Here is a 19,555-nt window from a genome sequence, read left to right as displayed (position 1 = left end):
GAACGCGGGCCCGCACGACGGGCGGAGGCGCCCGAACTGATTGTCACTGGTGGCGCCTAGAGTTTCTTCCACTCGTCACGGTGCGTTGCCGTCGGCGGGTTTCATCAGCGTGCCGCCGGTCCGGCGGCCGTCCGGGAAAACGGGGAGAACAGCGCATGGGGTGGGTTCCGGCGGGCGACTACGAAGTCGCCCTGGAGGCGGGCAAGGTGGTCTGCCGCAACGGAAAGGGCCGACGGCTGAAGTCCGTCCCGGCCAAGTTGAAGGAGGACCCGGCGGTCGTCGGACTCCGGCAGTTGACCGAGTGGCTCGAGCGGCACGAACGCCGGTGCCTGACCGACGTCGAGCAGTGGATGGTGCGTTCGTTGCCCGTCCCCACGGCCGTGCTGGCCCGGGTCTGGCCCGACCCGGCGTGGCAGGCGGCCCTGCGGGACGCGGTGGTCACCGGCGCGGACGGCGGGGTGGCCGGGTTCCTGCGCGACGTCGATCCCGACCGCGGTCTGGGTCTCGTCGACCTGGACGGCGACACGGTCCGCATCACCCCGGACGTCGTCAGCGTGCCCCACCCCGTCCTCCTCGACGACCTCGACGACCTGCGGGAGTTCGCGGTCGAACTGGGGGTCAGCCAGAACGTGGAGCAACTGTTCCGCGAGGTGTGGCGCCGCCCGCCGGGCCTCGCCCCGGAGACCGTCTCCATGGACACCTACGCCGGCGGTGTGTTCAAGGAACTGCGCTTCCTGCACGGCCGTGTCACCCAGCTCGGGTACCGGTCGCGCGGTGGATACGCGGTCTGCCCGGTCGTCGAGGACGGCGCCACCGTCGAGGCGCGTATCTGGATCGGCGAGCACGACGGATACGACGAGTACGACACCGAGACGGGCCCCCTGGGCTGGACCGACCCTGCGGGGCGCGCGCTGACGGCGGCAGAGGTCGGCCCCGTCGCATGGTCCGAGGGCATGCGCATGGCGGCGACGCTCTACGCCGGCCGCGACGTGGAGGACGAGGAGCGGGCGGCATGAGCATCACGACGACGAACACCGGCACGAACAGGGCGGCGGGCACGGCGCCCCTCCCCGCCCAGGCCCGGGGCGGGAGCACCCACGCCGCCGGCGCGGCGGCCCTGCTGGACGCGGGTGCGATCCTTCCGGCCGGCACCACCGACGGGGACGACGCCGACGCGCTGACCGCCCGCACGTACACGCACACCGCCCTCGGCGACCGCTCCGTGGTCCGGCTCGTGCCCGGCACACTCGGCGAAGCCGAGGACCTGGCCCTGGAGTTCCTCGGGCTGGCCCGGGCCGCCGAGGCCCCCGTCGTGGGCCAGGTGCGCCGCGAGACGCTGGGCTTCCCGGCCTGGGCCCTGGTCAACGACCCGGCCAACGGCCATCACGCCCTGGCCCTGGTCAAGGACATCGAGCGGCTGGGCCGGCAGGCCAAGACCCGCGCGGGGGCGGCCAAGGAGGGCTTCGACGCGCTCGGCACCCGGCTCGGCCGGGCCGTGCCCCACTTCCTCCCCACCTACTACGAGCAGGTGGCGCGCCTCTTCCTCCAGGCCGAGAACACCACCTACGCCGCGTCCTTCTTCGGCAAGGCCCGCGAGGCCGAGCGGGTGCACGGGCTGGTCGTGGACGAGGACCGGCAGCGGGCCGTCTTCCTCGAGTTCGCCCTCGCCGGCGCGCTGACGGTCAAGGCACTGCGACAGTACGTGCGCGATCTGGTCGCCCGGCTCGCACCGGCGGATGCCTGGGCGCAGTTCCGTCGCCTGCTGGTCGAGCGCTGCGCGGCCGGCATGCCGCCCTACGCGGCGCTGCCGCAGGACGTGCGCACGCTGGTCAAAGCCGCCGGGCTGGACCGCGAGACCGCCGAACGCGAGCTGGTGGCCGATCTGATCGGCTCCCCCGGAGTCGTCCGCGCTCCCGCCTCGTTCTGGACGGCCTACCGGTCCGCGCTCGTCTCCCTCGCCCGACGGGACGGTGACGTGCGGGCCCGGCTCCTCGGCCTGTTCCCGGAGACCTTCACGGAGAGCGGCCGGGACACGGACGGCGAATCCGACTGGCTCGTCCTGCTGGCCGACTCCGGCGCCGAGGACCTGCTGACAACCCTCCCGGATGCCTCCGCCGCCCCCATCGACGCCTCCGTCTCCCCGGCGGACTGGCTCGCCCGCTGGGAGGCCCACCGCCGGCGCAACCGGGCCACTTCGGGCCGCAGCCCGCAGACCCTCGACCTCGTCGCCCGGATGGCGGACCGGCTGCGCACCGACGGGCGCCCCGTCGAGCTGTTCCAGGGCCGCTGGCAGCGCACCGCCGATCTGGACCTCCTCGATCTCTGCCTGGCCTCCGGCGTGCCTGTCGCCGAGCCGGCCGAGCAGGACGCGGGCACACGGTCGCTCGGCGTCTCCTGCGGCCCCTGGCTCACCGACACCACGCCCGGCGCGCGGGATCTCACCGCCGTCGCCGAACGGCCGGTGTTCCGCGCCCTGCTGAGCCGGGACGTCGGTGGCCTGGGCGACCGGCACGGCCGGCAGCTGGACGACGCGGGCATGGCGAAGCTGGCCGCGCACCCGGTGCTCTCCGAGATCCTGCGGGAGTGGATGACCGCCCGCGCCGAGGAGTACACGACCGCGCGAGGACTCCCCGGGCTGCACACCGCTCTCAACAGGCTCTCGGCGTTCCGCGCCGTGGTCGCGGACGTCGCTCCGGAGGCCGTGCGACTCCTCAAGGGCCACGACGTGGTGCCCCTGCTCGCTTCCACCCTGCGTACCGGCGTTCTCGACGAACTCGGCTGGTCCGCACTGGACGAGGTCTACGCGGAACTGGCCGCCGAGGCAGCCGAGGCCGCCGCCGCGGGCCCGCGGCACCGGCGCTCGGAGGGCGTCGGCGTCACCGGTGCCTGGCCCGCGCTGATCCTCAACACGCTCGAACGGGCCGTCGTCATCGGCCCGGACGGCGTTCTGCTGCGGCACACCCTGCGGGTGCCCGCCACCGTCGACCACTGGCGGACACTCGCCTTCCGGTACGTCGACGGCGAGTTGCTGGTCATCTGGTGGGAGGACGGCAAACAGCGCGGCTACTGGTCGCACCGCCCCGCCGAGGTGTTCGGCGTCGGTGGCGAGCAGATCCCCCGCTGGGGCGGCTCCGGCCCGTCGGACCAGGTCTGCCTGCCGCTGCCCCACGGCGGCCGCGCCACCGGAGGCAAGGCCCTGCACGCGGGCGACACCTCGCTGCCGCCTCAGCGCGCCGTCATCTCCGACGGCACCGGCCACTGGCGGGAAGGCCACCAGGGCACGCAGCGGGTGTGGCTGGAGTACGACCCGGCGGGCGGCACGCACGGCCGGGCGTCCCTCCCCGCGTTCCTCCGTTCCGGGGCGCGGGACGGCAGCCGGCTGCTCGCCGAGCACTGCCAGGTGCTGCCCGTCCAGCCCGGTCTGGAGAGCACCCCGTTCGGCACGGACGGCACGGTCCTCGGCCGTTGGGTCCGCCGCACCGTGACCGAGCCCGGCACGGCCGCCCCCGCCGACGGGCACCGCATCGTCGCCGGCACCCCCGACGGCCACACGGTGACCCTGCCGCACCCGCTGCCCGACGGCGGCTCCCCGGTGCCGCTCGGCGCCCTCACCCTGCCCGGCGGGTCACGGCCGGTCATGGCCCTGCGTCACCGCTCCGTCGAGGCACACCCGCAGGACACGGACGGCATCGGAGGCAGCCTCTGGTCCGTCACCCCCGGCTCCGCCGGCGGGAACAACGCCGCGGGCACCCCCTACCTGCCTCCCGTCGCCTACTGGCACGCCCTGCGCCCGCGGGACGAGCGGGGCTCCGCCGCCCTGCGCGACCTGACTGACTCCCGCGCCAAGGAACTGTTCAAGGAGGTCGCCGCCGCGGTCGCCCGGCACCTGGAGGCGTTCCGGGCCGTCGAGGAGTACACCGGGCCCTCGTCGCGGGAACTGAGCCAGGAGGCCGTCGCCCGGGTGCTGCCCGAGGTGTCCGACCCACGGCTCCTCGCGGGCGTCACCGCGATCGTCCGGAACGCCGTGGACCGGGCCGACGCCGCCGCCCGGTACCTGGAACCGCCCGAGCCCGCGCAGCCGGCCACCCCCCGGAACATGGCCCGCACCCAGGGCATGTTCTTCGAACGTGAGCCGGAGCACGCCGACGACATGACCCTGCGGAACGCCACTGCCTGGGGTTCCGAGCGGATGCACGGCGGCTGGTGGGGAAGCGGTCTCCGGTGGACCGTGATCCGGCAGATCCTCGCCGTCAACCATGTCCTCGGCGGCGAGCCCGCGTTCGGCCCGCCCACGCCGTCCAAGGTTGCGTTCACCCCCGTGGACGGTTGGCAGCGGGAGGAGCACACCGTGCCCGGCGACGCCTCGACCTGGACCTCGCTCCTCGACAAACTGCCCGAACTGGCCTACCGGGCAGCCTCGGCGACCACCTCCCCCGAGCATCGCACCGGTCTCCTCGTGCTGCTGGAAACCCTCGCCGCAGGTCCGCTGGCGGACCCGGCCGGCACGGTCCGGCAGGTGGAGCTCGTCGAGCCGTTCGTCGAAGGGGCACCCGGGTCGGGACGCCCCGAGGCCGTTCACCGCCTCGGCCAGGTGCTGCGCAAGGGCGCCCGCACCGTCGTGGTCATCGCCAACCGCGGCCGGAACTCCCGGAACGACGCGGCACGCTGGCTTGCCCTCGACCACGACCCGACCGGCGCCTTCGGCCCTGTCGCCGGCTTCACCCTCGACCGCGAGCACATTCACCGGCAGGGCATCGCCCGGGACCGGCTCGCCCGGCTCACCGCACTGGTACGGGAACAGGGCCCGGCGCCCTGGCGTCCGGAGGCCGCCGAGGCCTTCCACACGGCCACCGGGATCGGCCCACTCCAGTCCGCCGCCCTGTTGTCGGCAGCCGTCGAGGAGCCCGGCCCCGAAGCACTCGCGCTGCTCGGGACGAAGACACGTGCCTTCGAGGCGACCCAGGCCAGGCTGGCCGCCCTGCCCCGTGACGACCGGCATGCCCTGCTGAAGGCGCTGCTGCCCGCAGACCCGGCCGAACTGTGGTCCACGGGTCCCGATGTCCGAACCGCCGCCGAGGTCTGGCAGAAGCGCCTGAGCTCCCTCGTCCGTGTCCCCGAGGAACTGGACCTCGACCTGTCGGGTACGACCCCTGGCGCCGTCGACCTGATCCTCAACGCCGGCCACCGGAACTGGCTCTCCCACGGCACCGACATCCAGGACGGCACCGGCCGCCCCGGCCTGCGCCGGGTGGGCGCACATGGTGCGGTCCACGCGGCCCTGACCGCCCTGCGCACCCTCGCCTACACGCTGCCGTACGGGCACCCCCTGCGGGCGCACCTGCCCATCGGGCTGGCGGTCCTGCGCGGGCGCCTCGCCGATCCGGGCCTCGTGCTGGACCTCGGCCTGGACTGGGCCGAGTCGGGGGGCCCTACCGGCCGCGCCGTCCGCGCCGCCCACGGACTCCCCGAGTCCGGTGGCGCCGGCGCCGACGGTCTGGTCCGCGCCGGCGCGGCGCTGCTCCTCGCGCCCGGCCACAGCAGCAACGAGAAGCTGCTCATTCGCCCGGCCGGGCTGGCAGGGCCCGACGACCCGGCGTTCGGCCTCGTCGAGGGCATCGTCGGCGTCCACAGCACCCACGACCTGCTCGCCCTGCGCGCACTGCTGGGAGAGGAGACCGACGCGTTGGTCTCGGGGGGTGCCCCCGACGGCTCCCCGCACCACCCGGCCCAGGACCCGACGCGGGCGGTGCCCGACCTGGTGGCCGAGGCCGCCGCCGCCCTGAGCCTGAGCGCGGACACCGCCGCCCTCTACCTGATGCTGCTGGCCCTGCCCGACCCGACGGACCGCAACTGCGTCCGCTGGACCGGGTGGAAGCCGGCACGGGTCAAGAAGGCCAGGGCGGAGCTCGCCGCCACCGGCCTCGTGGTGGAGGCGAAGCGCTCCCGTGCCGGCCGCACCCTGTTCCTCCCCTGCGGCTGGATCGAACGCGGCGCCCCCGGGCTGCCGCTGGAAACCTGGAAGGAACGCCTGTACCCCGTGGGAGGGTCCGCCCGGACCCTGCCCGGCCTCCCCGTGCCCGCGCTGTTCGCAGCAGCCTGGGCTCGGGTCCGCGGCGGCGACGCCCCGGCCTTCGAAGAACTGGACACCCGCGCAACCCGGAAGGGCCGCCGCCGATGACGAACGACACCACGACCACCGAGGACAGCACCACGGGCGGCGTCCCCGGCCAGGCGACGGCGCCCGCCCGGGAGCACCGCCAGGTCACGCCACCCGAGGACCGGTACGCCACCGAGCTGGCCTTCCTCGCCGCCCACGACACCGGTCCCCGCCCGCCCGGCTGGCTGCTCACCCCGCGCGCCGTCGTCACCTTCGTGATGGGCAGCGCGGGCGAGGCACTGAGCATGCCGAAGGACGCCCGGCCCGGAGCCGGGGTGCCGCGCCGCCTGGTGATCGAGCAGAAGTTCGTCGGCGAGCGCGCCCTGGTCGAACGGTGCGTGGTCACCCTGGCCGGAGAGCGCGGGCTCCTCCTCGTGGGCGAGCCGGGCACCGCCAAGTCCATGCTCTCCGAGCTGCTGTCGGCGGCCGTCTGCGGGACCAGCGCACTGACCGTGCAGGGCACCGCCGGCACCACCGAGGACCAGCTCAAGTACGGCTGGAACTACGCGCTCCTGCTCGCCCAAGGCCCCACCCAGCAGGCCCTCGTGCCCTCCCCGGTGCTCGCCGCCATGACCCGGGGAGCCGTCGCCCGCGTCGAGGAGGTCACCCGTTGCCTGCCGGAGGTCCAGGACGCACTCGTGTCCCTGCTCTCCGAGCGGCGGATCGCCGTCCCCGAACTCGCGGGTGGGAAGGGGGCCCAGGTGCATGCGGCCCCAGGGTTCACGCTCATCGCCACCGCCAACCTGCGGGACAAGGGCGTCTCCGAGATGTCCGCGGCACTGAAGCGGCGCTTCAACTTCGAGACCGTGGGCCCCATCGGGGACGTGGACGCCGAGACCGCGCTCGTCCGGCGTCAGTCGCGGGCAGCCGTCGAACGCGTGGGCGCCTCCTACCAGGTGGACGACGCGGTCCTCGAAGCCCTTGTCACCGCCTTCCGGGACCTGCGCGAGGGCCGCTCCGCGGAGGGCTGGGAGGTCGAGCGCCCCTCCACGGTCATGAGCACGGCGGAGGCGGTCTCCGTCGCGGGCTCCCTGGGCCTGGCCGCCGCGTACTTCCCCGGCGACCGGGACGTGCTCTCGCTCGTGCCCGGCCATCTGCTGGGCGTCGTACGGAAGGACGACCCCGCCGACGCGGCGCGGCTCCTGGGCTACTGGGACGGGCCGGTGCGCAGGCGCGCGGAGCAGGGGTCGGCCACCTGGCGTGCCCTGTGGGACCTGCGCACGGTGCTGGAGAACTGACGGATGAGCGAGCCGACCATCCCCGGGGCGCGGGCCGCCGCAGAGATGTCACCCACTGCCGGGACGCGGACCGCCGCGGAGGTGCTGCCCACCGGGACGCGGTCCACCGCAGAGGTGTCACCGCCCGCCGGCGCGCCGGCCGCTTCCCCGGCGCGGGGCCCGGCGACCGGGCCGGTCACCCGCGCGGGCGGACCGGTCACCCCGGAGGCCGCGGCGGCGGCCCTCGCGGCGACCGGACCCGGGCTACCGTTCCTGATCGGGGTGCGGCACCACGCCCCCTCTCTGGCGGCCGCCCTCCCTCCACTGCTGGACGCGGCGGCCCCCGACGTCCTCCTCGTCGAGCTGCCCGCCGAGTTCCAGCCGTGGCTGGGCTGGCTCGCCCACGAGGAGACCGAGGCCCCGGTGGCGCTGGCCGCCGTGCCCGCCGACGGACCGGGGCACGCCCCGGCGGGCGAACGGGGTCCGGCCTTCTACCCGTTCGCGGACTTCTCGCCCGAACTGGTCGCTCTGCGCTGGGCGGCAAGAAACGGGGTCCCGGCTGTGGCCTGCGATCTGCCGCTGGCCGACCGGGCATGGGCGGGGGCCGGTCCGGACATCCAGGCCCCGGTCCCGGGCTCCGGCTCCGCACCCGTGCCGGGGGAGGGGCACGGGCTGTCCGCCGCGCTCCGGTCCCGGCTCACCGGCCGGGACGGCGACGACCTGTGGGACCGGCTGGTGGAGGCCCTCGCGCCCGGTTCGACACCGGAGGCGCTCCGCCGTGCCGCGCTGCTCACCGGCTGGGCGTTGCGGCAGGAGGCCGAGGCGGGAGGCGGGGTGCACGGCACGGACCTGGCGCGCGAGGCCTGTATGCGCGGGCATGTCGCCGAGGCCCTGGCGAGCGGTCGGCGGCCCGCCGTGGTGGTGGGATCCTTCCACGCCCCTGCGCTGCTGCCGACCGCCGCGGCGGGCCTCGCACCGGACGTGCCGGGCGTGCCCGGTGCCGCGTCCGAGCCGGCCGCGGACGGCCACCTGAACGGCGCTGCCGGGCCGGCCGCGTGCACGGTCTCCCTGGTCCCGTACACGTACCCGCTGCTCGACTCACGGTCCGGCTACCCGGCGGGTATCCGGGACCCGGAGTGGCAGCACACCGTACTGGACGCCGCCGGGGACCCGGCCGCGCTGCACGAGGCGCTGATCCGCACCGCGGTCCGCGTCTGCGCCGCCCTGCGCGAACAGGGCCACCCCTACGGCCCGGCGGACGGACGGGAGGTCGTGCGGGTAGCCGGAGACCTGGCCCGTCTGCGCGGCCTGCCCGCCCCCGGCCGCGGTGAACTCCTGGAAGCCGTGCAGACGGTGCTGGGGCGCGGCGAGACCTACGGTACGGGCCGCGCCGTCGCCCAGGCACTCGAACGCGTACTCGTCGGAGCCCGTACCGGACGGCCCGCACCCGCCGCTCCACGCAGCGGACTGGGCCCCGCCGTCGAGGCCGAGACCGCGGCGCTCTCCCTCCCCGGCCCGGAGGACGAGCACAGGGGGGCACCGCGCGACCTCCGGCTCGACCCGGCCCGCTCCACCCTGGACCTGCGCCGCGAACTGCTGCTGCGCAGGCTTACGGTGTGCGGCATCCCCTACGCACAGGAGCAGGGGGTGACCGGCGCGGCGGGTGCGGAAGGGCTCACGACGCGCTGGCAGGTGCGGTGGACTCCGGCGACAGCCGCGATGCTCACCGCGGCCGGGGTCCGCGGCGTCACCCCGGCCCAGGCGGCCGAGGGTGTGCTGCGGCAGCGGCACGCGGCCGAGCGCGCGGAAGGCGGCCCGACGGCCGCCCAGGTCGTCCGGGGCCTCACGGATGCGGCCGGGTGCGGGCTCTTCGCCCTGGCCGACGAACGGCTGACGGAAGTGGCGGCCGTACTCCCCGCGAGCGGCACCCTTCCCGAACTCCTCGCCGGGCTCGACCTGCTGGATCGCATCGATGCCGGCCACCTGCCGGGCCTGGCCGTGCCTGACGACCCCTCGGCCCCGTCGGGGACCACCACCGCCCGTGCCTCCAGCACCGCGCGGGCGGCCGAACTCCTGACCTCGGCCGCGGTCCGCCAGGTCCACGGCCTGACCGGCTCCGAGGAGCCCGAGGACGCCCGCGCGTTGCTCGAACTGGCCCAGCGGGCCGACCGGGTGGGCGGCATCCGGCTCACCGACGCCCTTGCCCGGCTGGCCGCCGACGGCACCCCGATGATCGCCGCAGCCGCCGGAGGAGTCAGGGTGCTCACGGGCCACGAAGAGGCCGAGACCTTCGGGAAGCGTGTCGCCTCCTGGGTGGACGGCGCCGTGGACAGCACCTCCCGGAGCGCGCTCACCGCCCGCCTCACCGGCGTCCTGACGGTGGCGGGCCCGCTCCTGACCGTCGGCGCCGAAGCCCTCGACCCGTTGCTGCACCGGATCGCCGAGTTGGACGACGCCGCGTTCCTGGCCCGGCTGCCGGCCCTGCGCGGTGGCTTCGACACCCTGAGCCCGGCAGCCCGGGACCGGCTGCTGGACACCGTCGAGGAGCGGCTGGGTGAACGGGTGGACACCCTCGACGCCGACGACCCGGCCGAGCAGGCCCGCCGGACGGCCGCCGACCTCGCCGCCCGCGAACTCCTGGCCGGCCTCGGTCTGCCCGTTCCGCCACCCGCACACGACGACCGGTTCCCGCCGCCGTCCGGCCACCCCGCCCCGACGCTCCCGACCGTCGCGCCCACCACCGCACCCTCCACCCCCGCCATCCCCGTGGCCGCCCCCGCGCGGACCGTCGCGCCCGCCGACCGATGGCGGCTCGTGCTCGGCCGACGCCCCGACCAACTGCCGTCCGGCGCCGCCCGCCTGGCGACGGCTCTGGACGAGCTCTACGGCGCGGGACACGGCGAGGGATCCCGCAGCGGGCTGCCTGGTCCCGGTCACGGTGGCGGCGGCCGGGAACCGTCGTTCCCCGGCGTCCGCGAGTGGTCCGAGGAACTTGCCGCGCTGTTCGGCCCCGGCGTCCGGGAGGAGGTCCTCGCCGCCGCAGCCATGACAGGGCGGCAGGACGTCCTCACCGAACTCGACCCGGCGGCCGCCACCCCCTCCGTGGAACTCCTCCGGACGATCCTGCGGTACGCCGGCGGCCTCCCCGAAGCCCGCCTCGCGACGCTCCGGCCCCTGGTCCGCCGCCTGGTCGACGAACTGACCCGGCAGCTCGCCACCCGGCTGCGACCCGCCCTCACCGGAACGATGACCGCCCGGCCCACCCGCCGCCCCGGGGGCCGCCTGGACCTGCCGCGCACGCTGCGCGCCAACCTCGCCACCGCACGCCGGACAGCCGACGGAACGGTCCAGGTGATACCCGAGAAGCCGGTGTTCCGCAGTCGCGCCCGCCGGTCGGCCGACTGGCGCCTGATCCTGGTCACCGACGTCTCCGGATCCATGGAGGCGTCCACGATCTGGTCCGCCCTGACCGCCTCCGTGCTCGCCGGGGTGCCCACCCTGAGCACCCATTTCCTGGCGTTCTCGACGGAGGTCGTCGATCTCACCGGCCATGTGCACGACCCCCTCTCCCTCCTGCTGGAGGTGAGCGTGGGCGGCGGCACGCACATCGCCGCCGGGCTGAGGCACGCCCGCAGCCTGATCGAGGTGCCCACCCGCACCCTCGTCGTCGTCATCAGCGACTTCGAGGAGGGCGCGCCGCTCGGCGGACTGCTGACCGAGGTGCGGGCCCTGGTGAACACCGGCTGCCACGTCCTGGGGTGCGCGAGCCTCGACGACGCCGGCCGGCCCCGCTACTCGACGGGCGTGGCCGGTCAGCTCGTGGCCGCCGGCATGCCCGTGGCCGCCCTCAGCCCACTCGAACTGGCCCGCTGGATAGGGGAGAGGACCGCATGAACGCCGACCGGCTGCCACCCGTCGCACCGGAGGTCACGGCCACGCTCGTGGAGGACCTCTCACCCCGGCTCCGCAAGCGGCTGGACGGGGCGGTCACCAAGCTCGGAGCCCGCCCGGCGTACCGCGACGGGGACACGGTGACGATCGCGGTCGACGACGACACCGAGTTGCGCCTGCATGCCCCGGGCGGCGTGGTGGCGACGGCGGACGCCATCACCTGCGGCTGTCTCCTCGCCCCGGCATGTGTCCACCGCGCGGCCGCCGCCTGCGCCGCCCCCACGGCGGACCTGGCGCCGGAGCCCGCCGACGAACCCACCCGGGCGGCGCGCGGACCGGCCTCCCCGACGGACCCCACGCCCACCCCGGACGCCCCCACCCCTGACTCCGCCTCCTCGCCCGAGGTGGCGAGCCCGGCGCAGCGTGGAGCGGCCGGCGCCCTGTGGTCGGCGGCCGCCGCCGTACTGGAGGCCGGCGTCGACGGGGCCGGCGCCGTGACCCAGTCGGCCCTCCTCCGTGCCGCGCACACCGCCCGCCTCCAGCACCTGCCGCGCGCCGCGGGCGCAGCACTGTCCGTCGTCACTCTGCTGCGCGCGGCCCGCGCCGGAGACCCGTCCTACCGCACCGCCGCCCTCGTCACGGCCCTGGCCGAACTCCTGGGCACCGCACACCGGCTGAGGTCGGCGTCCGGGGCGGAGCTGGCCTCCGTCAGAGGACGCGTGCGCCGCCCGTACAGCCCGGACGGCTCGCTGCGCCTGTACGGCCTGTTCACCGAACCCGTGGTCACCGGCTCGGGGCACGGCGGCGTCCGGACCTGGGTCGCCGGGGCCGGCGGCCGTCTCTTCACGGTCGGTGACGTGGCACCGGGGGGTGCCGGGCGTGCCCTGGGCGTGGCCGACCGGGCCGTGCGCCTGGGGGACAGCGCGCTCACCCACCGGGAGCTGGGCCGGGCCGGCCTGGCGGTCTCGGGGGCGACGGTCTCGCCGGACGGCAGGCTGGGCGCCGGGAAGGGGGTCAAGGCCGTCACCGCCAGGGGCGCGGCGTGGACGGAGCCGCCGCTCGCCGCTCTGTGGGAGACACCGGTGTCCGAACAGGCCGCCCGCGCCCTGCGGTCCACCTCCCGCTACGCGGACCCGGACGGCGGCGGCAGCGACCTGCTCTTCCTGGATGTGGAACTCCTCGGCGCGGTGAGGGAGTCGGGCGGCACCTGCCTGCTCGCGCTGGGCGAGGGAGGCATCCACGTCCGGCTCACCGTCGCCGACGACGACCCCGCGCTCGCCCACCGCGACAACCTGATGCTGCTGGCCACCGCGCCGGGGACACGGCTGAGGATCATCGGCCGTCTGGTGCCCGCCCTTCACCCCCGGCTCGCCCTCCTCGCCTGCTCGCATCCCACTGGGGAGGGCACGGTCGACCTCGGCCTCGACCGCCTGCGCCGAGCCGACCTCCCGGACCCGGCTGCCCCCGTGCACCCCGCCCCGCCGCCGGCCGGAGGGACGGCGGGGCACTCGCCCCTGTACCTCCTGGAGCGCCGGGTCGAGCAGACGGTCCCGGCGGGCCGCGCCGCCCTCGGACTGCTGGGCGACGTCACAGCCGAGGCCCGCCGGATCCGCCGCGCGGGCCTCCCCACGGCCGCCGGCCTCCTCATCGCCCTGTGTGCCTCGGCGGGCCGACGGGAGCGCGACCTCTTCGGCCGCCTCCTCCCTGCCGACACCGACGGCTTCGCCACCCACTGGCTCGCCGCCGCCCGGTACACGGCTGCCGTGGCCGAGTCCCTGTGTGCGGCGGCCTGGGAGCCGGCGCAGGGCACGGCCTCGGTCCCCGGGTTCAGCTGAGGCCGGCGACCAGCAGGGCGAAGGCCGCGATGATGACGGCGACGCGGACGTAGTGGAACCGGTCCCAGCGGTTCATCTGCTGCTTCCAGTCCGCGGGGCGGTTCTCAGGGGTCCACGTCTTGCCCTGGTTGTTGATCGGGACGAGCAGCAGGACCGACATGATCACGCTGAGGAGCAGCAGCGCGCCGGCGGTCACGACGAGGCCGGCGCCGTCGTGCTGCCGTCCGGCGACGGCCCATATCGCGACGAGGACGAGCGAGGTGATGTACCAGACCGGCATCACGGCGCCGAGCATCCGGCCCCCGTGGGCGCGGCCGAGCTGGCCGCTGTCCTCGGGGAGTGCGTCGAAGATCCGGTTCATGACGAAGGCGACGGAGAACTCCACTCCCACCATCACGCCGACGACCACGGTGGTGAAGACCTCAAGTGCGTTGAGCATGGGTGCCCCCTCCGGAAGCTAGCGTTGACAGCCGATGTCGCAACGCTAGACCTGCTGCTGCTCTGTTGTCTAGCGCTGCTAGAATCGGAGCATGTCGGTACAGGAACGCAAGGAGCGCGAACGGGCGGCCCGCGAACGCCTCATCTTGGCGACGGCCCGCGAACTGGCCGAGCAGCAGGGCTGGGACGCGGTCACCACCCGCCGGCTCGCCGAGCGCATCGAGTACAGCCAGCCCGTTCTCTACAGCCACTTCCGCGGCAAGCGGGAGATCATCGGCGCCGTCGCCCTCGAAGGCGCCGCCGAGATGGCTGCGGCCCTGCGAACGGCGGCGCGTGCCGCGGACGGCCCACGCGCCCGGGTCACCGCCCTCGCCCGCGCCTACCTCGACTTCGCCGAGCACAATCCGGCGGTCTACGACGCGATGTTCCAGCTCGACGGCGGCCTGGCCTTCGCGCAGGATGACACCCCCGAACCCCTGAAGGACGCCTTCGCCGCACTGCTGGAGAGCCTCGGCGAGGTCGCCGGGGAAGACATCCACCCGGCGCTGTTCACCGAGGTGTTCTGGGCGGCCCTGCACGGCCTCGCCACCCTGGCGCGGGCGGGACGACTGCCTCCGGAGGACACCGACCGGAGGATGGAGCTGCTGGTGGACCGGCTCGCCGTGCTCTGACGTACCGCCCCGGCGGCCACGCGGCAGCGAGCACGTGGAGGAGCCGGCCGAGCTCGCCGAATTGAAGCAACGGCGACCCGGACCCGGAGGAGTACGAGAGGGCGAAGGTGAAGGTCCTCGCCCGGGCCCGTACCCGTGGACGCGGCGCAGACCCCCCGGGCCAGGGGCCGGGGGTCTCTTCTGCGGCTCGGTCCGGCCGAGCCGCGGTGACGTCAGGACAGCTTGTACGTGGTCATCTGGTTGATACGTCGCCGTCCTGCCTCAGTTCATCCCCTCAGGCACCAGCCACTTCACCATGGGACTCCTACTCACCACGGTGCACTTCCTGATCGGTCTGCCCTGGCCCGCCGTCCTCATCGGCTTCGCTCGCGTCCTGCAGGGATGGCTCCGCAAGCCGCACGCTCGCCGTCTGTTCGACCGGATCACCGGCACCGTCATCGGCGTCTTCGGTATCAGGCTGGCACTCACCGACTGACAAGTTCATCGCACGATCACACGACTTGGGCAGCGCACACCGAGTTCGAGAACACGGCCGAGGGACTGCGGGGCGAACTCGACGCCGCACGCGCCGCGGCCGGGACCTCACCCGAGCCCTGAACCAACACCGCTACTGAGGTTTGATGGGTGATGTCGCCGGGGCGACGCCTTGAACTGCGAAATCGCGGAAGAGCCCGTCATGCAGGTGTCCCTCCCGACCACCCTGGTAGCGTGCGCCGGCATGTCACCGGAACTGGAACGTCCCCCGCGCCAAGCGGACGAACGCACCGCGCTCATCGGCTGGCTGGACCTGCAGAGGCAGATCCTGCGCTGGAAATGCGAAGGGCTGAGCGACGAGGACGCGCGCCGCCCGGTCATCCCGACCTCACCGGACATGACGATGGCCGGTCTCATCTCCCACATGCGCTGGACCGAGCACATATGGCTGGAAGTGGTGTTCCTGGGCGGCGACAAGAAGCAGAACCCCGCATTCGACGAGTCAAACAAGAACGCCGACTGGCACACCGACGGCCGCCCCCTCGCAGAGCTCCTCGAGGAGTACGAGACCCAGTGCGCCCGCAGCAACGAGATCGTTGCCGCGGCCGACCTGGACGACACCGGCCGTCACCCCGACTTCCGTGACGGCAGCGCCAACCTCCGCTGGATGCTGATCCACCTCGTGGAGGAGACGGGGCGACACGCAGGGCACGCGGACATCGTCCGGGAGCTACTCGACGGCACGAAGGGCTACTACTAGCACAGCTCCGCGAAGCGGGCCCCTCCCTCAGGAGACAGGCCGACACGCGTCACGGCCGATGCGGGGGAGCCGTCACTGGTGGTCTTCGCGCGGCCGCGTGACGAACCCCCGTCTTCGCAGTTCAAGACTTCGATCCAGTGACATCACGCATCAGACCTCAGTAACTCTCCCTCCTCCGGGGAAAGCGCGTCGCGTGCGACCGTGTCCAGCAGGGCGATGTCGGCGCCGTGAGCGGTGTCGCGGCCCCTGAGCGCCCTGCGGCCTCCACAGGCCGTCGCAGCAGCCTTGCCGGAGTCGCGCGCCTGTGGCACCGGAGCCAGCGTTTCCGGTCCAGGCCCTTGTCCTGCGGCGCGGCGGGCATTCCTGCCCGCACTACTCGATGCGGGGTGACGCCGGAGGCTCACTGATCAAGCTATATCCGAAGGTATGAATGGACGCACTACTTCCGCTTCTATTCCTGGCTGGGTCGTTGAGCACATGAGTGGCGTCCGCACCGGGTTCTCCTCGGGCGATTCGCCGCGCCGAACCACAGGAAGGAGAACCCGCATGCATCTGACGCCCCATGAGCAGGAGCGGCTCATGATCCGTGCCGCGGCAGACCTGGCCGAACGACGACTCAGGCGCCAGCCTGATCTCGCACTGAACTACCCGGAGGTCATGGCGCTGTTGGCGGCCTATGTGCTGGAGGAGGCCCGCCACGACACGAAGACGGTCGCCGAGCTCATGGACACCAAGCTGAGCGATGTGGCGAAGTCGCTCAAGATCCCCGACAAATCCGCAAGCGGCAACTTGACGGACTTCGAGGTCATGGACGGCGTGCGGGAGATGATCCGCGACGTGCAGGTCGAAGCGACGTTCAAGGACGGCACGAAGCTGGTGACCATCCCCGACCCGCTCGGCAAGGCGTGCCCTGATGCGAAGGTCTACCCGGGCAAGTACGAACTCCTCGCGGACGACGGCCGGCACGCGGTGACGTTCAACGCGGACGACCACGACGACTCCCTGAGGGAGGGGCCGCTGTGGGCGAAGAACACGGCGAAGCGGCCTGTCCAGGTCGGCTCCCACTTCCACCTGGGCGACGTCAACGCGTGCCTCAAGTTCTTCAAGGACGAGGAGTGCACCGACCCGGCCGACGACGACGTGAAGGGGAAGCGGCTGCACATCGCGGCCGGTACGTCGGAGCGGATCGAGCCCGAACACGTATGCAGGGTGTGGGTGGTGCCCATCAAGGGAGCCCAGTTGGTCAAGGGCCTGCGGGTCAAGGACCCGAGTGATTGGACGGTGGCCCCATGAGTGGTAGCTCCAGTCAGGCAGGTGGTGTCGCGCAGTCGACGCCGCGCCAGCTCAGCTTCACCGCGCGCCCTCCGGTGCCGCTGTGGCGGCAGGATTACGCCACGCTGTACGGCCCGACGAAGGGCGACCGGGTCAGGCTCGCCGATACGAATCTCGTCGTCGAGATCGAGGAGGACTGGTGCGGGGGACCGGGCCGTAGCGGCGACGAGATGCTCTTCGGCGGCGGCAAGGTCATCCGGGAGTCGATGGGGCAGTCGCATTTCCCCAGGAGCGACACCACGCACAATCCGGTGGACACAGTGATCACCGGTGCGCTGATCATTGATTACTGGGGTGTGGTGAAGGCCGACGTCGGCCTGCGCAACGGCGAGATCGCGGCGATCGGGCAGGCTTACAACCCGGAAACGATGACACCGAAGCCCTACACGGCCGAGGAGAACCGGGGTGAGCGTGCCTCGCACTTCGTGGTGGGGCCGGAGACCGAGGTGATCTCCGGCAACGGGCGGATCCTGACCGCGGGCGGCATCGACACCCATGTGCACTTCATCGGCCCCGGGCAGATCCACGAGGCACTCGCGTCGGGAGTGACCACGCTCATCGGCGGCGGCACCGGCCCCGCGGAAGGCAGCCGGGCCACCACCGTGACGCCCGGCGAATGGCACCTCCGGCGGACGTTCGAGGCTCTGGACGCCTACCCGGTCAACATCGGCTTGTTCGGCAAGGGCGGCACGGTCTCCTACGAGGCGCTGGAGGCCCAGATCAAGGCCGGTGCCATCGGCCTCAAGGTCCACGAGGACTGGGGAGCCACCCCTGCGGCCATCGACAAGGCGCTGGAGATCTGTGACACCTACCACGCCCAAGTCGCCCTGCACGCCGACTCGATGAACGAGTCCGGGTTCGTCGAGGACACCTTCGACGCCACCAAGGATCCCAAGACCGGCAAGCCCCGGGGCATTCACGTCTTCCACGTCGAAGGCGCCGGCGGCGGCCACGCACCGGACATCATGAAGATGGTGGGCAAGGGCTACGAGAATGTGCTGCCCGCGTCGACCAACCCGACCCGCCCGTTGACGGTCAACACGGTCGCCGAGCACATGTACATGATGGTCATCTGCCATCACCTGAACCTCGACGTTCCCGCGGACAAGTCGTACGCCGACTCGCGTATCCGGCCCTCCACCATGGCCGCCGAGGACTGGCTGCACGACACCGGCGCCATCTCGATGATGTCCTCCGACTCGCAGGCCATGGGGCGTATCGGCGAGATGATCATGCGGACCTGGCAGACCGCGCACGTCATGAAGAAGCGTCGCGGCCACCTGCCGGAGGACACCGACAGGCACGACAACTATCGCGTCAGGCGCTATGTCGCCAAGTACACGGTCAACCCGGCCATCGCCCATGGCATCGACGAGCATGTCGGCTCCGTCGAGCCGACCGGGCCCGGTGGCACGTCCAAGGTCGCGGATCTGGTGCTGTGGGAGCCGAAGTTCTTCGGCGTCAAGCCGCACGTGATCATCAAGGGCGGACAGATCGCCTACGCGCAGGTCGGCGACGCCAACGCGTCGATCCCGACACCGCAGCCGTACCTGCCCCGCCCCGTGTGGGGGGCATGCGGCCGGGCCCCGGGAGGTAACTCCTTCAACTTCGTGGTGCCCGAGGCGGTCGGCATCAAGACGACGTACAACCTGACCAAGGGGGTGAAGGAGACCAGATCCACCCGTGACGTGACCAAGCAGAGTATGGAGCTCAACGGTGAGTCGCCGGAGATCGAGATCGGTCCCGAGACTTTCAGCGTCACCATCGGCGAGAGCAGGAGTCAGGCCAAGGGCACGGCTACGGGCACGGGCTCCGGTGCGGGCACAGCCGCGAATCCTCCGGGACACGAGCGGGGCACGACCATGGACAGCCGCACGAAGGTGGAGGGCGCCCCGAATGACGGGCTGATGTTCGAAAAGAACCAGCCGCCGAATCCGGAGCTCTACGAGACCGAACTGCCTCTGGCACAGCGGTACTTCCTCTTCTGAGCGCGACACCGGCCCGGCGGCATCCCGCCGCCGGGCCACCTGCTCGGGAAGTCCCTCCTCCTGAACTCCGTACCTGCGAAAGGCGGGCCACCGTTCCCATGAGCCATGCCGCCCTGCTCGTCCTGGCCGACGGCCGTTTCCCCGCCGGTGGGCATGCCCACTCCGGCGGTGTAGAGGCCGCCGTCGCCTCCCACGGTGTCCATGACGCCTCAAGCCTGGAGGCGTTCTGCCGGGGCCGCCTGCACACCGCCGGGCTGACCGCGGCCGGCCTGGCCGCCGCAGCCGCCACCGGCTACGACCCGATGGCCCTTGACGAGGCCGCCGACGCCCGGACCCCCGTACCAGCACTGCGGCAGGTCGCCCGCAAGCTCGGCCGGCAGATGCTGCGTGCGGCCCGCGCCGCCTGGCCCTGCCCCGAGCTCGACCGGATCGCCCACTCGTTCCCGAAGGGCGCACACCAGCCCGTGGTGCTCGGCGTCGCCGCCCGCGCGGCCGGCCTGACACCGTTGGACGCCGCCCGGTGCGCCGCGTACGAGAGCATCGGCGGCCCCGCGACGGCGGCGGTGCGGCTGCTGAGCCTCGACCCGTTCGATGCGACCGCCCTCCTTGCCCGGCTCGCCGGCGAACTCGACGACGTCGCCGCCACTGCCGCCGAAGCGGCGGCGCAGCTCGCCACCGACGGTGTCGGAGCCCTGCCCGCCGCCTCGTCGCCGCTCCTTGACATCACCGGCGAACAGCACGCCGCCTGGTCCATGCGGCTCTTCGCGTCCTGACACCCCCATACCGTTCGGA

General features: G+C 73.3%; 12 protein-coding genes. 11 read left to right on the top strand and 1 reads right to left on the bottom strand.

The window, feature by feature from the left end:
- Positions 1–155 precede the first annotated feature (155 nt).
- The 5 genes from AB0P41_RS04590 to AB0P41_RS04570 are packed head-to-tail and all read left to right on the top strand — an operon-like array spanning position 156 to position 13,100.
- Positions 156–1,016: a DUF4132 domain-containing protein gene (locus tag AB0P41_RS04590; protein WP_365930046.1), complete on the top strand. Its 861-nt coding sequence runs from the start codon at positions 156–158 to the stop codon at positions 1,014–1,016.
- A complete protein-coding gene (locus AB0P41_RS04585) occupies positions 1,013–6,178 on the top strand; it encodes a hypothetical protein (protein WP_365930044.1) in 5,166 nt (1,721 codons plus the stop codon). Before AB0P41_RS04590 ends, AB0P41_RS04585 begins: the two co-directional genes overlap by 4 nt.
- Positions 6,175–7,395: an AAA family ATPase gene (locus tag AB0P41_RS04580; protein ID WP_365930042.1), complete on the top strand. Its 1,221-nt coding sequence runs from the start codon at positions 6,175–6,177 to the stop codon at positions 7,393–7,395. The genes AB0P41_RS04585 and AB0P41_RS04580 overlap by 4 nt, the downstream gene beginning before the upstream one ends.
- Positions 7,396–7,398: 3 nt before the next feature.
- Entirely contained in the window at positions 7,399–11,268 is a 3,870-nt protein-coding gene (locus tag AB0P41_RS04575) for a DUF5682 family protein (RefSeq protein WP_365930039.1), read from the top strand.
- The gene (locus tag AB0P41_RS04570) at positions 11,265–13,100 is read left to right on the top strand and encodes a hypothetical protein (protein ID WP_365930037.1); all 1,836 of its coding nucleotides are present in this window, start codon (positions 11,265–11,267) and stop codon (positions 13,098–13,100) included. The genes AB0P41_RS04575 and AB0P41_RS04570 overlap by 4 nt, the downstream gene beginning before the upstream one ends.
- On the opposite strand, the gene AB0P41_RS04565 is transcribed toward AB0P41_RS04570, so the two are convergent.
- Complete coding sequence (locus AB0P41_RS04565; RefSeq protein WP_356713265.1) at positions 13,093–13,539, bottom strand: DUF1772 domain-containing protein; 447 nt, start codon at positions 13,537–13,539, stop codon at positions 13,093–13,095. The genes AB0P41_RS04570 and AB0P41_RS04565 overlap by 8 nt on opposite strands.
- 91 nt (positions 13,540–13,630) lie before the next feature.
- On the opposite strand from AB0P41_RS04565, the gene AB0P41_RS04560 reads away from it, so the two are divergent.
- The 6 genes from AB0P41_RS04560 to AB0P41_RS04535 all read left to right on the top strand — a co-directional run bounded on the left by AB0P41_RS04560 (position 13,631) and on the right by AB0P41_RS04535 (position 19,536).
- Complete coding sequence (locus tag AB0P41_RS04560; RefSeq protein ID WP_365930035.1) at positions 13,631–14,209, top strand: TetR/AcrR family transcriptional regulator; 579 nt, start codon at positions 13,631–13,633, stop codon at positions 14,207–14,209.
- A gap of 256 nt (positions 14,210–14,465) precedes the next feature.
- Positions 14,466–14,684 (top strand): hypothetical protein, encoded by a 219-nt coding sequence (locus AB0P41_RS04555; protein ID WP_365930727.1) that lies wholly within the window; start codon positions 14,466–14,468, stop codon positions 14,682–14,684.
- Positions 14,685–14,927: 243 nt separating this feature from the next.
- Complete coding sequence (locus AB0P41_RS04550) at positions 14,928–15,443, top strand: DinB family protein (RefSeq protein ID WP_356713261.1); 516 nt, start codon at positions 14,928–14,930, stop codon at positions 15,441–15,443.
- A 546-nt stretch (positions 15,444–15,989) separates the two neighbouring features.
- Positions 15,990–16,736 (top strand): urease subunit gamma, encoded by a 747-nt coding sequence (gene ureA / locus AB0P41_RS04545; RefSeq protein ID WP_356713259.1) that lies wholly within the window; start codon positions 15,990–15,992, stop codon positions 16,734–16,736.
- A gap of 74 nt (positions 16,737–16,810) precedes the next feature.
- A complete protein-coding gene (ureC, locus tag AB0P41_RS04540; protein WP_356713504.1) occupies positions 16,811–18,763 on the top strand; it encodes an urease subunit alpha in 1,953 nt (650 codons plus the stop codon).
- Between the two features lie 98 nt (positions 18,764–18,861).
- Positions 18,862–19,536: an urease accessory UreF family protein gene (locus AB0P41_RS04535; RefSeq protein ID WP_356713257.1), complete on the top strand. Its 675-nt coding sequence runs from the start codon at positions 18,862–18,864 to the stop codon at positions 19,534–19,536.
- Positions 19,537–19,555: the final 19 nt, after the last annotated feature.

Origin of the sequence: Streptomyces sp. NPDC079167 (assembly GCF_040686735.1) — a bacterium.
In the GTDB taxonomy this organism is placed as follows: Bacteria; Actinomycetota; Actinomycetes; order Streptomycetales; family Streptomycetaceae; genus Streptomyces.
This window is presented reverse-complemented; position numbering and strand designations above follow the sequence as displayed.

Excerpts from the sequence above, each read along its gene's own strand:
- AB0P41_RS04590 (WP_365930046.1), top strand. The coding sequence starts at position 156 with ATGGGGTGGGTTCCGGCGGGCGACTACGAAGTCGCCCTGGAGGCGGGC.
- AB0P41_RS04585 (WP_365930044.1), top strand. The coding sequence starts at position 1,013 with ATGAGCATCACGACGACGAACACCGGCACGAACAGGGCGGCGGGCACG.
- AB0P41_RS04580 (WP_365930042.1), top strand. The coding sequence starts at position 6,175 with ATGACGAACGACACCACGACCACCGAGGACAGCACCACGGGCGGCGTC.
- AB0P41_RS04575 (WP_365930039.1), top strand. The coding sequence starts at position 7,399 with ATGAGCGAGCCGACCATCCCCGGGGCGCGGGCCGCCGCAGAGATGTCA.
- AB0P41_RS04570 (WP_365930037.1), top strand. The coding sequence starts at position 11,265 with ATGAACGCCGACCGGCTGCCACCCGTCGCACCGGAGGTCACGGCCACG.
- AB0P41_RS04565 (WP_356713265.1), bottom strand. The coding sequence starts at position 13,539 with ATGCTCAACGCACTTGAGGTCTTCACCACCGTGGTCGTCGGCGTGATG.
- AB0P41_RS04560 (WP_365930035.1), top strand. The coding sequence starts at position 13,631 with ATGTCGGTACAGGAACGCAAGGAGCGCGAACGGGCGGCCCGCGAACGC.
- AB0P41_RS04550 (WP_356713261.1), top strand. The coding sequence starts at position 14,928 with ATGTCACCGGAACTGGAACGTCCCCCGCGCCAAGCGGACGAACGCACC.
- ureA (WP_356713259.1), top strand. The coding sequence starts at position 15,990 with ATGCATCTGACGCCCCATGAGCAGGAGCGGCTCATGATCCGTGCCGCG.
- AB0P41_RS04535 (WP_356713257.1), top strand. The coding sequence starts at position 18,862 with ATGAGCCATGCCGCCCTGCTCGTCCTGGCCGACGGCCGTTTCCCCGCC.